The organism is Flavobacterium sp. 90 (genome assembly GCF_004339525.1).
GTDB lineage: Bacteria > Bacteroidota > Bacteroidia > Flavobacteriales > Flavobacteriaceae > Flavobacterium.
The window spans coordinates 1332728-1345511 of sequence record NZ_SMGE01000001.1 but is presented as its reverse complement, the minus strand read 5'-3'; the positions used below and the strand labels follow the sequence as shown (position 1 = coordinate 1345511).

Sequence of the window (12784 nt, the reverse complement as noted above, 5' to 3'; positions counted from 1 at the left end):
ATTATGAGCATACCAGCAAATTTAAAGTACACAAAAGATCACGAATGGGTTAGCATCGAAGGAGATGTTGCAACTGTAGGAATTACTCATTTTGCACAAAAAGAGTTAGGAGATATCGTGTATGTTGAAGTAGAAACTTTAGATCAGACACTTGATAAAGATGAGGTTTTTGGAACAGTTGAGGCGGTTAAAACTGTTTCTGATTTGTTTTTACCTTTAACAGGAGAAATTATTGCTTTTAATGAAAGCTTGGAAAGTGCTCCTGAAACTGTAAATTCTGATCCTTATGGAGATGGATGGATGATTAAAATAAAAATTGCTGATGCATCAGAAGTAGAAGGTTTATTATCTGCTGAGGCTTACACACAATTGATCGGTGCCTAAACAGTTACTATTAATCTGGGCAATTATTTGTTCGGGAATTATTGCTTATTTCTGTCTTGTTGATTCCAGTAAGATTCCTGTAGTAAATTTTCCGAGCATTGATAAAATTGTGCATTTTTGTTTTCATTTTGGATTTACAATTTCCTGGATTGTATTCTTTAAGAAAGAGCTTAAAGGAAGAGAAGCGGATGATTATAAAGCATATTTGATTTCGTTTATATTTTCTGTTTTTTTTGGAATTACTATCGAGATTTTACAAAGTGTCCTGACAATTACACGAGCATCAGATGTAACAGATGTTTTAGCAAATGCACTTGGTGCAACTATAGCGGTTTTTACCGCGATAGCCTTCAAGAAGCAATTAGATAAAATATAAGAATATAACTACCCACTTCGGTGGGTTTTTTATTGTCTAAAAATCAGGCATTACAAGGAGTTTTTTTTGAATTTAAAATGTATTTTTGTCCCGATTCAAAATAATTTCAAAATCATGAATGTCAAGCAATATTTGGATTCGACTTATTTAAAAACTGCCTCTCAAGCCGGACTTACAGAAGCCGAAAATGAGGGTGTAGTAAAGAATGTAATTAGTGAAGCAATTCTGGAAGGATTTAAGTTAATTATGATTCGTCCGGAATATGTGACTTTGGCCAAAGAAATGATTTTGAAAGCCAACTCGACTTTGCTAATTGGTACCGTTATTGATTTTCCAGAAGGTACATCAAGTATTGAATCGAAGATCAAAGAAGCAAATGAAGCAATCGAAAATGGAGCAGACGATTTAGATTTTGTTTGTAATTATGAAGCCTTCAAACGAGGTGAAATTACTTTATTAAAAGAAGAAATCTTATTTGGAACTCAGATAGGTTTAGCAAATAATAAAACAGTAAAATGGATTATTGAAGTTGCTGCCTTAACGGATAAAGAAATTATTCAGCTCTCGGCATTGATAAAAAATGTTGTGATGTCAAACTTTAAAGAAGAGAATTATGCTTCTGTTTTTGTAAAGTCATCAACAGGTTTTTTTAAAACTGAAGATAATGCGCCAAACGGAGCGACCATTCCAACGATTATAATGATGTTAGAAAATGCATCGCCTTTACAGGTAAAAGCTGCCGGAGGAGTAAGGTCGTATGATGAAGCAATAGAAATGATTCGTTTAGGTGTTAAACGTATCGGAACTTCGGCTGCAAAAACAATTGCAAACGGAGAAAATACCACAAATCAATATTAAATGAAAACCAAAAATTACGTGAATAAGATTTCTTTATCTTTTATTTTTACATTATCTGTCTTATTTGCTTTTTCTCAGGAAAATAATAATGCTTCTATAAAACCGGGCTTTACTTCAGAGCAATTTCCTGTCTTTCCAAATTGTGAAAATTTAGAAGCGAAGAAATTAGAGAATTGTTTTTACAAAGAAGTTCAGGATTTTGTGTTTCAGAATTTTGAAGTTCCTGAAAAATCAAAACAAAATAATTATAAAGGAGAAGTAAAAGTTCTTTTTGAAGTTGATGTTAATGGTGAGTTCAAAGTGATTTATGTAAATGCCGCCAATGAAGAATTATCTGAAGAAGCAAAACGTGTTTTTAGTAAATTTCCTAAAATAAAACCTTCAACTTACAATGGAAAACCAACGTATTCAAAATATACAATCTCGATTGATATACCATTAAAAAGTTCAGCTCAAATCGCTGATGAAGCTTTGGCTGCAGCCCAAATTCTAAAACCTGTCGAAAAACCAATGACAGAATTGGATAGTATTGTATATAAAAAATACAATAATCCTGAATTCGAAAGTCATTTGAATATTCCGTTTTCTCATAGTTATTATGCACAATTTGACGGTGCGATGAATCAGGTAGGAAGTAATAATCATACCGCTTCTAAGCCGTATACTTATGCCGAAGTCTCGAAATATTATAATTTAAAAGCTGTAAATGAATCACTTCAAAAGAATGTTTCGACTTGGTTAGGTAGAAAATGGTGGAATGAAAATTTAGTTCAGATTCAAGGTGAAGGTTATTGGTTATCGCTAAATCCTATTGTTGATTTGCAAATGGGAAAAGCTTCAGATCTTGATGCTTCTTATACGTATGTAAATACCAGAGCGCTAAATTTTAGAGGAGGTTTGGGTAAACAGATTAACTTTACAACCACGGTTTTTGAAAGTCAGGGAAGATTTGCGGGTTATTATAATGATTATGCCGAAACTTTAAAACCTTCGGGAGGAAATCCGGCAATTATTCCCGGAGTAGGAATTGCAAAACGATTTAAAACGGATGCTTACGATTTTCCTTTAGCGGAAGCTAATATTACTTATACGCCAAGTAAGTTTTTTGATTTTCAGTTAGGTTATGGACGTAATTTTATTGGTGATGGATATCGTTCCTTGCTTGAAAGTGATGGAGCAAGTCCATATCCATATTTTAAAATCAACACGACTTTCTGGAAGATAAAATATACAAACACTTATATGTGGCTTAAGGATGTTCGACCAGATGTTACATTAGAAAAAACATATGCAACAAAATTCATGGCGAATCATTATTTAAGTTGGAATGTTTCAAATAAATTGAATTTAGGTTTTTTTGAATCTGTAGTTTGGACAGATACCAATAATAGAGGTTTTGATGTCAATTTTGTAAATCCAATTATTTTTTATCGTTCCGTAGAATTTGCGTCGTCTTCTAAAAGTGGTAATGCCCTTTTAGGATTCACCGGTAAATACAAGTGGAACAATAATGTTAATTTGTATGGGCAATTCTTGCTGGATGAATTTTCAGTTGGAGATATGGCAAAAGGAGAGCAAAGCTGGAAGAATAAATTTGGTTATCAATTAGGTGCTAAATACTTCAATGCGTTTAAAGTAAAAGATTTGTTGTTGCAATTAGAGTACAATCACGTTCGTCCTTATGTTTATTCTCATAGTGCAGTTATTACTAATTACGGTCATAATAATCAAAGTATTGGGCATCAATGGGGAGGTAATTTTGAAGAGTTTGTTGTAATTGGACGCTACCACAAAGGGCGTTACTATGCTGATGGAAAAATAACAGCTGGAACACGTGGTTTGGATTTTGATACTGCTCAAAATAGCTTTAATTACGGAAGTAATATTTACAAAAGTTATGATGTAAATCGTCCATATGATAAAGGTGTAAAAGTGGGGCAAGGGAATAAAACAAGTGTGTTTATTGCAGATGTGCAAGCGGGATATGTGATTAATCCAATGACAAACCTGAAATTGTTTGGAAGTTTGATTTATAGAAATTTTGATCCAACGCAAGAGACCGCAACTACTTTTAAACAAAACACGACTTGGTTTAGCATCGGATTACGTACTGATGTCTTTAATTGGTATTTTGATTACTAGTATTTTTAATAAGATTTTTCGAAATAATTGTGTTAAAGATAAGCAAGTCCTTATTTTGTAAAGGTTTTATTGAAAAAAATCTAATTTTATAGGTCAGAATTCTACAATCTAATTTGTACATTTGCACCACTCAAAAAAAACATACAAACAATTACCGTATTGAACGCTACTAAAAATACATTTTCAATAAAATCAATATTTAACGATTTCAAAGAGATAACAAAGGCTGGTTTGGCTATTAGTGTGTTGTTTTCTTCTATTGCCGGATATTTGTTAGGAGTTAATGATGCACATCCTTTTAAATGGAGTGTCTTGATTGTTTTGATGATTGGCGGTTATTGCATGGTTGGAGCATCTAATGCTTTTAATCAGGTAATCGAAAGAGATATAGATTCTTTAATGGATCGTACTAAAAATCGTCCGGTTCCTTCTGGGCGTATGTCACCAAAAGTGGCTTTGTTTGTAGCAAGTTTGCTTACAATAATTGGAATAACTTTATTGTATACAATCAACGCGAAGTCGGCAATGTTTGCTGCAATTTCAATATTTTTATATACAAGTATTTATACACCTTTAAAAACAGTAACTTCGTTATCAGTTTTTGTTGGTGCTTTCCCGGGTGCAATTCCGTTTATGTTAGGCTGGGTTGCTGCAACAGGAGAATTTGGTATTGAAGCCGGAACCTTGTTTTTGATTCAGTTTTTCTGGCAATTCCCTCATTTTTGGGCAATTGGATGGTTTTTATATGAAGATTACGAGAAAGCTGGGATTTTTATGCTTCCAACAGGAAAAAAAGACAAAGGAACTGCTTTACAGATTATATTATATACAGTTTGGCTTATCATAGCGTCATTATTGCCGGTTTTAGGATATACAGGACAATTGTTTATTACGCCAATAGCTGCGATTTTAGTGTTTTTGTTAGGATTGTGGATGTTGTTTTATGCAGTTCGGTTGTATCAATTAAGAACCGCAAAAGCAGCAAGAACATTGATGTTGGTAAGTGTTTCGTATATCTCATTATTGCAAATAATATATATAGTAGATAAATTTTTAAGATAGTTATGGAAATGACAATGACAAAAGGCGAGGAACAAGTAAGGAGCGCAAAATCGGCAAAACTGATTTTGTTATTCGCAATGGTAAGTATGACAATGATGTTTGCCGGACTTACAAGTGCGTTTGTAGTAAGTAAATCAAGAGCTGACTGGTTGAAGAATTTTGAATTACCAACAGCGTTTTTTTACAGCACAGCAGTAATTATAGGATGTAGTGTTACTTTTTATCTGGCTAAAAAAGCAATTCAAAAAGATAACAGAAGCGCAACTACAGCGTTGCTTTTAGGAACATTGGCTTTAGGGATTTTATTTGTGGTTTTGCAATTTGTAGGTTTTGGACAAATCGTAAAAAGCGGGTATTATTTCACAGGAGAAGGTAGTTCAATTACTACAACTTTTCTTTATGTAGTAACGGTTACACACTTATTACACTTGGCTGGAGGGCTAATTTCACTTTTAATTATAATTTATAATCATTTTAAACAAAAATACAATTCGACTCAAACTCTTGGTATAGAACTAGGTGCGATGTATTGGCACTTTTTGGATTTATTATGGGTATATTTATTTTTATTTTTATATTTCTTTAAATAAGAAAAAAACGTAAATTTGGGAACTTTTTAACGAATATCTTTTATGGAAGCGACAGTTACTACTGCAAATAACGACGAAAAAACTTGGGGAGGCGGAGATATCCAGCCATTAGGAGCAAGTTATGGTAAAATGATGATGTGGTTTTTTATCGTATCGGATGCCTTAACATTCTCTGGATTCCTTGCTGCTTATGGTTTTTCTAGATTTAAATTTATTGAAACTTGGCCTTTGGCTGACGAAGTGTTTACTCACTTCCCATTTATGCATGGTGTTTCGGCTCCAATGTATTATGTAGCCTTAATGACTTTTATTTTAATTTTCTCATCTGTAACAATGGTTTTGGCTGTTGACGCAGGTCACCAATTGAAAAAAACAAAAGTTGCAATCTACATGTTCTTAACTATTATTGGAGGTTTAATTTTCGTTGGTTCTCAAGCTTGGGAATGGAAAAACTTCATTAAAGGTGAATACGGAGCAGTAGAAACAGTAGGAGGAAGTTTATTGCAGTTTGTTGATAAAGACGGTAAAAGAGTAGCTCTTGAAGAGTTTGCGGTAAAATTACCAGCACAACCAGAAGAGCTTACAAGAGCAAAAGGTAAATGGTTTATGGAAAGTGCTGAAACAGTACCTACATATTCAGTTGCTGAAATTCAGGCAGGTTTTAAAGCGCATCCTGATTTATTGATCAGAACAGAACAACTTACTGATAAAAAGAAAAAAACAGTATTGACAAGAGCAGAGTCTGAGACTCGCTTAAGTACTGCAAAATATGTAGTAGAAGGAGCAAACTTAACTAGAAATGAATACGGAAGTAAATTATTTGCTGATTTCTTCTTCTTCATTACAGGATTCCACGGATTCCACGTATTTTCTGGAGTAATCATTAACATCATTATTTTCTTTAATGTATTGTTAGGAACTTACGAGAAAAGAAGAAGCTATGAAATGGTAGAGAAAGTTGGTTTATACTGGCACTTTGTCGATTTAGTTTGGGTATTTGTATTTACAGTTTTCTACTTAGTTTAATTTTAGATTTTTATCATTATGTCACACGAACACGTATCAAATACAAAGAGAATCTGGTTTGTTTTTGCATTATTATCTGCAGTAACTACAGTAGAAGTTATTCTTGGTATTATTAAACCGGGAGTATTAGAGTTTAATCATTTTGTAGGTTTGAATTTATTGAACTGGATATTTTATATCCTTACAATATTCAAAGCATATTATATAGTATGGGCATTTATGCACATGGAAGGTGAAAAAAGCAGCCTTAGATGGTCAGTTGTTTCACCAGTTATTTTCCTAGTTTTATATTTATTGTTTATTCTTTTGACAGAAGGACATTATATTTATGGGGTTTTTAAAGATTCTACTATTAAATGGAATTTTTAACATGATATTAATTCGAAAAGAAGCTCCGTTTAACGGAGCTTTTTTTATTTTTGTACCTCAATAACTTCCGTTAATACAATGAAAAAAAATATAGTTCTATTTGTACTTTTTGTTTTGCCAATTGTAGCTTATTTGTTTTTTGCTTCTGGTGTAAATAGTTTTACTAAACTTCCCACAATCACTCCTAAAATTGCCGACTTTGGCGATTGGAAATCTCTGAAAGGAGAAAAAGTCACTTTAAATAATAAGATTACGATTCTTGGTTTCTCCGGTTCTGAAATTTTAAAAAACAGAGGGAATTTTTTCAACTTAAACGAAAAAATTTACCAACGTTATAATGGATTCAAAGATTTGCAATTTGTGGTAGTTTGTCCATTAGGAACAGAAAAAGATGCCCAAAAAATTGAAGAATCATTAGGCGCTTTTACAGATGTATCCGGATGGCATTTTATTTTTGCTTCACCCGATGAAATTAAAGCTTATTATGATCAATTACATTTAAAAGGTAAGCTAGATTCGAATCTTGGAACTTCAAATGTTTATATCGTAGATAAAGAGCGAAATTTAAGAGGAAGAAAAGATAAAGACGAATACAAAGAAGGGTATAATACTTTTCATCCTTCTGATTTAAGCAACGAAATGTTAGATGATTTTAAAATCATTCTATATGAATATCGCGCAGCGCTTAAAAAGAATCACAACGCAACAAAAGAACTTTAATCTTTATATCATGTTTAAAAATAAATCATATATCGGAATTTCGTTTATTGTTTTAATCTTCGGAATTTATGCTGTGCCAAAAATCGTGGACAGAATAAAAAATGGAGAAGTGGTAAAAGGAAACCGTTTAGATAATGTAGGTTTGAAATCTTCGAAATCAGATAGTAAATTACTAACAATTGGTCCGGCTCCTAAATTTGAATTAACAAATCAGGATAATGCTAAAGTTTCAAATGCAACGTACAAAGGAAAAGTATATGTTTTGGAATTTTTCTTCACAACTTGCCCGTCAATTTGTCCAAAGATGAATTTGAGCATGTTAGAAATTGAGAAAACCTTTTTTGGGAATCCTAATTTCGGAATTGTTTCTATAACTATAGATCCGGTTCATGATACTCCGCAAGTTTTAAAAGATCATGCTAAGCTTTTGGGAGCAAAATCTTCAAATTGGAATTTCCTTACGGGAGACAGAGCAACGATTATGGATTTGTCTAACAAAGGATTTAATCTTTATGCTGGCGAAAATTCTAAAGTAAACGGAGGATTTGAACATTCAGGTTTGTTTGCTTTAATTGATAAAGACGGAAATATTCGTTGTAGAAAAGATGATTTCGGAAATCCAATTTTATACTATGACGGACTTGATAAAAAAGGAGTAAGAGAAATTCAGGAGGATATTAAAATATTATTAGAAGAATAAAAATGGAAGATCATTCATTAGAAAAAAAGTATAGCAAGCTTATTATTGCCGTTTCAATTGTAATACCAACTTTGGTTGCAATATTATTCGCGGTAAAATTAAAAGATTTTGGAATCAATGTAGAACCGCTTTCATTTTTGCCTCCAATTTATGCCACTACAAATGGTATAACGGCAATTGTATTAGTTTGGGCTGTAATTGCTATTAAAAACGGAAAACGTAAATTACATGAGCGTTTAATGACTTTTGCAATAGCATTATCGCTTGCATTTTTAGCCATGTATGTTGCGTATCATATGACGGCTGATTCAACTAAGTTTGGAGATTTAAATCACGATGGAATTCTTGATTTAGCTGAAACTGCTAAAATTGGTTCATTGCGTTATGTTTATTTCCTGATTTTAATAACCCATATTTTATTGTCTATCGTGATTATTCCGCTGGTATTAATCTCTTATGTGAGAGCGATTTCAGAACGATTTGATAGACATAAAAAAATAGCTAAAATAACTTTTCCGCTTTGGTTATACGTTGCGGTAACTGGTGTTGTAGTTTACTTAATGATTGCTCCTTATTATGCTTAAGATGGGAAATAGAATGAAGAATAAAGAGTATAAAATAGAGAATAAAGAAAATAGATTGGAAAACGTAGAGAATAATAGAGAAAGAGCTTCTTCTGCTAAATATATCTATATTCTATTTTCTATTTTCTTTTCTGTTGCAGCAAACGCGCAATGTGCAATGTGTCGTGCGGCACTTGCCGGAGATTCGAATGTAAAAAAAGCAGAAGCCGTAAATAATGGAATCGTTTATCTAATGGTGATTCCGTATTTGCTTGTTGCTATAATTGGATATCTGATTTATAGAATGTACCAATCAAAAAAGAAAAAAGCAGAATAATTATTCTGCTTTTTTCTTTTTAAGTAATAATCACAATATATTATTGTATTTTAAAATTAGATAAAATGAATAATATGTTGTTTTGATTGATATAAGTTCTTTTGACTTTACGGCTTTTAAACTTTCGACTTATTTATTTCAATCCGTCAACAGAAACATTTACCGTTCCGTTTATTTTTATAAAAGCGATTATGGCTTGATTCGTTAATTGAATTTTATCAAACTGAATATCTTCCATTTTTCCATTTACAAATACACCAGGCATTGGAGAATAGTTTTTAAGATAATTTGCCATCGTTTTTTTGCCTTCTTCTAAATTAGCTTGAATAGAATAACGACAACTTTCTTCCATTTTTCGTAAGATGTAACCTTGACCTAACCAGCTTGCAGTTCTCATTAGCTTGCTTTTGGTGTCTAAAACATAATCCAGTTTCTCAAAATATATTTCTTTAGTTTTTGGATTGTATTGTGGAAATCCATCTAAATAAATAGTTCCGTTTATAGATCCTAAAATATCTAGCGCAATAACCATTTTTCCGTCTTTGTGCCAAATTGCAACATTTTTTACGGTTACTTTTTTGCTTCCTGATCCAAATTCCTGACCGGCAAAATTCTTGGTCATTATTTTTGAAGCATCGATATAAGTTGAAATCGCAGCAATATTGGCTGAAATTTGATTCGGAATTTTAGCAACAGGTTTCAATACAATTTTACTGGCGCTATATTTTGATTCGGGTTGTTTACCAACAATAGTTTCCATGTTGCATTTCATTCCCATATCCAATAAAAACAAATCATTTTTAAGTTTGGCATTGGTCGAATAAATTTCGATAGGAACAATTCTTAGCCAACTTTCATAAGTGTCACTCATTTGAAAAGGAGTACAGATTTTTTCCAAAGCAGATAAAACATTCGGTTTAAAATCCATTGATTTTTCAATCGCCTGATCGATACTTTTTTCGATTTTTGATTTAAAGATCGAAACTGCCGGATTTATCAAATAGGTTATTGGCATACTTTTTCCAAAAACCTGCATTGTTGGACTTTCGTTCCAGTCAAGAGATTTAAATTCTGTTTTGGTGTTTAATTTCCAATTGGTCAGTGCAACTTCGCTTGATAAAGTAATTACACCATTTAAGTTAAATTCTCTTGTGTCGTAAAGTTCAATTCCAAGTTTTTTAGTTCCAATTCTGTATTTAATTGTCGCTTTTAATGGTAGAATCGTTTTGATTTTTTTATCTGGATTCGCTGGATCATTTTGAATTTTTATCGGAGCCTGTTTCCAGATTTTCATTTCGATATCATCATCTTCGATGTTGTTGTCTTCATAGATTAATCCGTTCAGCAAAGTATTGGTTTGGTTTTCAATATCGCTAAGTTTTACTGTTATGGGCAGGTTTATAAACGAAGGATTTGCATCGTAAACCAGTGGACTTGCATCATCTGGTTCCGGTTTTAACGTTTCTAATTTTTGAGTTGTAGAACAGCTAACAAGTACGGCAAGTACTGTAGATAAAGAGAGAATTGAAAAAAACTTCATGGTTAAGATTTTTTTGAGTGATGCAAAATTAAGAAAACTATTAAATTATCTTAAAAAAGTGTAACAATTGATAACGAATAGAGTCTTATCTAAATAACAAAACGGAATTATTAACGTTTTCTTATCATATTTTACTTAATAAAAATGTTATTATTGTTTTAAAATTTAACAATACCATGATCGAAATTAAAGATTTACACAAGTCCTATAAAATGGGAAGTTCTAGTTTACATGTGTTAAAAGGGATTAATTTTAATATTGCTGAAGGGGAATTAGTTGCGATTATGGGATCTTCGGGATCTGGTAAATCGACGCTTCTTAATATTTTAGGAATTCTTGATGAAGCAGATTCTGGTAGTTATATTTTAGATAAAACTCCAATTAAAAACTTAAATGAAACAATCGCTTCAAAATATAGAAATAAGTTTTTGGGATTTGTATTTCAGTCATTCAATTTGATAAATTATAAAACAGCACTCGATAATGTTGCTATGCCATTGTATTATCAAGGTATAAAGAGAAAAGAACGTTATGAGATCGCAATGAGATATTTGGAGAAAGTTGGTTTAGGAACTCATTCTCACCATTTGCCAAGTGAACTTTCCGGAGGACAAAAACAGCGTGTTGCAATTGCAAGAGCATTGGCGTCAAATCCAAAAGTTTTATTGGCAGATGAGCCAACGGGCGCTTTAGATACCAAAACTTCTTATGAAGTAATGGAACTTATTCAAGGAATTAACGACGAAGGAAAAACTATTCTAATCGTTACACACGAGCCTGATATTGCCGCAATGTGCAAAAGAAATGTAGTCCTGAAAGATGGATTAATTATCGATGATAAAATGGTAGAACAAGTTAGAGCTTCATCTTATGTTTAATATTGAGCGTTGGCAGGAAATCTTTGAGGCAATCTCGAAAAATCGGTTAAGAACATTTCTTACCGGCGTTTCTGTGGCTTCGGGTATTTTTATCCTTGTGATTTTGCTTGGTGCGGGTAAAGGGCTTCAAAACGGAATTGAAAAGCAATTTGAACGTGACGCCGCAGGGATTATTGAGGTTTGGTCCGGAACTACGACCAAAGAATATAAAGGGTTAAATCCCGGGAGACAAATCCAGTACAGAGATGCTGATTATAACCAATCTGTGCAGAAATTTGATGATAAGTTAGATATGAGAGCTTCGACTTATAATTATTGGGGAGCTCCATTTTCATACGGAAAAGAATCAGGAAGTTATCAATATAGAGGAGTTACTCCTGACTATGGAAGGGTTGAAAATTTAACAATAGTTCAGGGACGATATGTAAATGATAACGATATAGCCAATAATGAAAAAGTGGCTTGTATTGGGATGAAAGTTAAAACGGATCTTTTTAAAGATAAAGATGCTCTTGGGAAAGAAATCATAATTAATGGTATCAATTTTAAGGTTGTTGGAGTTTTTACCGATCCGGGAGGAGAAAGAGAAGAAACAAGAGCTTATTTGCCTCTAACGACTGTACAAAGAGCTTTTGGTAATGGTGATAAAATCAGCAATTTGTTTTTTACCATGAAAAAAACAGATAATTATGATGAAGCTCTGGCACAATCTGAAAAATTTACACAAGATTTGAAAGATTTGCTTAAAAGCCGAAATATGGTTGCTCCTGATGACGATGGAGGTGTTGGAGTTTATAATTCAGTTAAAGATGCTAAGCAATTTTATGATTTGAATTTATACATTAGACTATTCTTTTGGTGGGTTGGTATTTGTACCATTATTGCCGGTGTTGTCGGTGTGAGTAATATCATGCTTATTATTGTAAAAGAAAGAACTAAAGAAATTGGAATCAGAAAGGCTTTGGGGGCATCTCCGTTTTCAATTATTTCAATGATACTTCACGAGTCTATTTTTATTACCACAATTGCTGGTTTTGTAGGATTGCTTGCGAGTTTATTATTATTGGAATTTGTAGGTCCGATGGTGCAGAGTGAATATTTTCAAAATCCTCAGGTAGATTTCAATGTGGCTTTAACGACACTTGCTTTACTTGTATTTGCAGGCGCAATGGCAGGATTTTTTCCAGCATACAGAGCGGCTAAAATTAAACCTATTGTAGCACTTAGAGACGAATAATT

The 12784-nt window shown here is 32.6% G+C and carries 15 protein-coding genes; 14 read left to right on the top strand and 1 reads right to left on the bottom strand.

All coding sequences use genetic code 11. The features are described 5' to 3' along the window. Positions 1-3 precede the first annotated feature (3 nt). The 12 genes from gcvH to C8C83_RS05390 all read left to right on the top strand — a co-directional run bounded on the left by gcvH (position 4) and on the right by C8C83_RS05390 (position 9127). Positions 4-384: a glycine cleavage system protein GcvH gene (gcvH, locus tag C8C83_RS05445; RefSeq protein ID WP_121326823.1), complete on the top strand. Its 381-nt coding sequence runs from the start codon at positions 4-6 to the stop codon at positions 382-384. Next, a complete protein-coding gene (locus C8C83_RS05440; protein WP_121326821.1) occupies positions 377-760 on the top strand; it encodes a VanZ family protein in 384 nt (127 codons plus the stop codon). Before gcvH ends, C8C83_RS05440 begins: the two co-directional genes overlap by 8 nt. Before the next feature lie 114 nt (positions 761-874). Beyond that, positions 875-1618, top strand: coding sequence for a deoxyribose-phosphate aldolase (gene deoC, locus C8C83_RS05435; RefSeq protein WP_121326819.1), 744 nt, complete (start codon positions 875-877; stop codon positions 1616-1618). Then, complete coding sequence (locus C8C83_RS05430; protein WP_121326817.1) at positions 1619-3760, top strand: energy transducer TonB; 2142 nt, start codon at positions 1619-1621, stop codon at positions 3758-3760. A gap of 159 nt (positions 3761-3919) precedes the next feature. Further along, on the top strand, positions 3920-4822 hold the full coding sequence (gene cyoE, locus C8C83_RS05425; RefSeq protein WP_121326815.1) for a heme o synthase: 903 nt from the start codon (positions 3920-3922) through the stop codon (positions 4820-4822). Between the two features lie 2 nt (positions 4823-4824). Then, positions 4825-5412: a cytochrome c oxidase subunit 3 gene (locus C8C83_RS05420; RefSeq protein WP_099710761.1), complete on the top strand. Its 588-nt coding sequence runs from the start codon at positions 4825-4827 to the stop codon at positions 5410-5412. Positions 5413-5454: 42 nt separating this feature from the next. After that, complete coding sequence (locus tag C8C83_RS05415; RefSeq protein WP_121326813.1) at positions 5455-6438, top strand: cytochrome c oxidase subunit 3; 984 nt, start codon at positions 5455-5457, stop codon at positions 6436-6438. Between the two features lie 18 nt (positions 6439-6456). Further along, positions 6457-6807 (top strand): cytochrome C oxidase subunit IV family protein, encoded by a 351-nt coding sequence (locus tag C8C83_RS05410; protein ID WP_121326811.1) that lies wholly within the window; start codon positions 6457-6459, stop codon positions 6805-6807. A 78-nt stretch (positions 6808-6885) separates the two neighbouring features. Continuing rightward, complete coding sequence (locus C8C83_RS05405; RefSeq protein WP_121326809.1) at positions 6886-7527, top strand: hypothetical protein; 642 nt, start codon at positions 6886-6888, stop codon at positions 7525-7527. A gap of 10 nt (positions 7528-7537) precedes the next feature. Then, on the top strand, positions 7538-8227 hold the full coding sequence (locus C8C83_RS05400) for an SCO family protein (protein WP_121326807.1): 690 nt from the start codon (positions 7538-7540) through the stop codon (positions 8225-8227). Between the two features lie 2 nt (positions 8228-8229). After that, positions 8230-8811 (top strand): DUF420 domain-containing protein, encoded by a 582-nt coding sequence (locus C8C83_RS05395; protein WP_121326805.1) that lies wholly within the window; start codon positions 8230-8232, stop codon positions 8809-8811. A gap of 13 nt (positions 8812-8824) precedes the next feature. After that, the gene (locus C8C83_RS05390; protein ID WP_233566008.1) at positions 8825-9127 is read left to right on the top strand and encodes a hypothetical protein; all 303 of its coding nucleotides are present in this window, start codon (positions 8825-8827) and stop codon (positions 9125-9127) included. A gap of 133 nt (positions 9128-9260) precedes the next feature. On the opposite strand, the gene C8C83_RS05385 is transcribed toward C8C83_RS05390, so the two are convergent. Beyond that, positions 9261-10667 carry a DUF4403 family protein gene (locus C8C83_RS05385; protein WP_121326801.1) on the bottom strand — a complete coding sequence of 469 codons (1407 nt, stop codon included), beginning with the start codon at positions 10665-10667 and terminating at the stop codon, positions 9261-9263. A 176-nt stretch (positions 10668-10843) separates the two neighbouring features. On the opposite strand from C8C83_RS05385, the gene C8C83_RS05380 reads away from it, so the two are divergent. Together C8C83_RS05380 and C8C83_RS05375 are read left to right on the top strand one after the other, a co-directional pair. Then, positions 10844-11545, top strand: coding sequence for an ABC transporter ATP-binding protein (locus C8C83_RS05380; RefSeq protein WP_121326799.1), 702 nt, complete (start codon positions 10844-10846; stop codon positions 11543-11545). After that, entirely contained in the window at positions 11538-12782 is a 1245-nt protein-coding gene (locus tag C8C83_RS05375; RefSeq protein ID WP_121326798.1) for an ABC transporter permease, read from the top strand. Before C8C83_RS05380 ends, C8C83_RS05375 begins: the two co-directional genes overlap by 8 nt. The last annotated feature ends 2 nt before the right edge of the window (positions 12783-12784 follow it).